Below are 1325 nucleotides of genomic sequence, written 5' to 3'. Positions count from 1 at the left end.
CCCCGGCACCACCATGCGTTCGCTAATCCAGACCGGACAGACCAAGGTTTTGTGACATCTGGCCGCCCCGGCCTGCATATGAGCGATCCACGGCCACGGATGCCGCCGTGTCACAACTTCACGGACCACTCGGTCTCACCTGGGGGGAATACCGCCATGCATTTCCTGCGGTAGTAACCGGGAAGGGGCCCTTGCGGCCGCTTCACATGGTCAACGAGGAGATCCTCCGTGAATTGGCGTGAAATGGCCGGCTGTCTGGGGAAGACCCTGATCTGTTCTTCCCCATAGGAAACGGAAACAGCGGTCCGACGCTGATGCAGATAGGTGAGGCGAAGGCGGTCTGCCGCGGCTGCCCCGTGCTGCAGAAGTGTCTCGACTGGGCGGTCAAAGTCGATCCAGTGGCCGGAATATGGGGCGGTGCCACCGAAAGCGAACGCCGCGCCATGAGGCGTGTGCGGGATCCCCGTCATTGAGAAAGTCTCACGGCGCCTGTCACAACCACAACGGCTGACCTGTCATGGGGACTGAAGCAGCAAACACGCTGGCTGACCCAGGGACCAAGAGCAAGGAGCACAATGTACAAGCCAATTCTCGAGCTTGCCGCTCAGGAACTCGCTGATGCGACAGCCGCCCCGCCTTTCCTTTATGAAATCGGTCCTGAGCGCGCTCGGAAGGTCCTCGACGACCTGCAGTCGGCGCCCGTCGAGAAGCCCGACGTGCAGGACAGGTGGATCACGGTACCCGCCGAGGTCGGCGATGTGCGCGTACGAATCGTCAAGCCCGTCGGTGCAGAGGGCATGCTGCCGGTCGTGCTCTATGTGCACGGCGGAGGCTGGGTCCTCGGCAATGCGGGTACCCATGACCGGCTCGTGCGAGAGCTGGCCGTCGGCGCGAATGCCGCTGTGGCGTTCGTCGAGTACGACCGCTCCCCGGAAGCCGCGTTCCCCGTTGCCATCGAGCAGGCTTATGCAGCTGCTTGCTGGATCACGGCCAAGGGTGCCCAGGAAGGTCTGGACGCCGGTCGTATGGCTGTGGCCGGCGACTCCGTCGGCGGCAACATGGCTGCGGCGCTGACCATCATGGCCAAGCAGCGCGGCGACGTGTCCTTCGTGCACCAGTCGCTGTACTACCCCGTCACGGACGCTGCCCAGGACACCCAGAGCTACCGGGACTTCGCGGACGGTCCGTTCCTCACCGCGAAGGCCATGGCCTGGTTCTGAGACTGCTACACCACCGACCCCGCCCAGAGGGCCGAGATCACAGCGTCGCCGCTGAGGGCCGGCCTGAAGGATCTGGCCGGACTGCCGCCCGCGCTCGTCATCGTA

At 64.4% G+C, this 1325-nt stretch carries 2 pseudogenes; both read left to right on the top strand.

Annotated elements, in window-relative coordinates:
• The first annotated feature begins 228 nt into the window (after positions 1 to 228).
• Positions 229 to 473: pseudogene (locus SSP24_RS44825) on the top strand (WhiB family transcriptional regulator).
• Positions 474 to 575: 102 nt separating this feature from the next.
• A pseudogene (locus tag SSP24_RS42425) lies at positions 576 to 1325 on the top strand (alpha/beta hydrolase); the annotation flags it as partial.

Origin of the sequence: Streptomyces spinoverrucosus, assembly GCF_006539505.1 — a bacterium.
Classification (GTDB): Bacteria; Actinomycetota; Actinomycetes; order Streptomycetales; family Streptomycetaceae; genus Streptomyces; species Streptomyces spinoverrucosus.
Note: the sequence above shows the minus strand (reverse complement) of the source record. Positions and strands in the feature narration are given on the sequence as shown.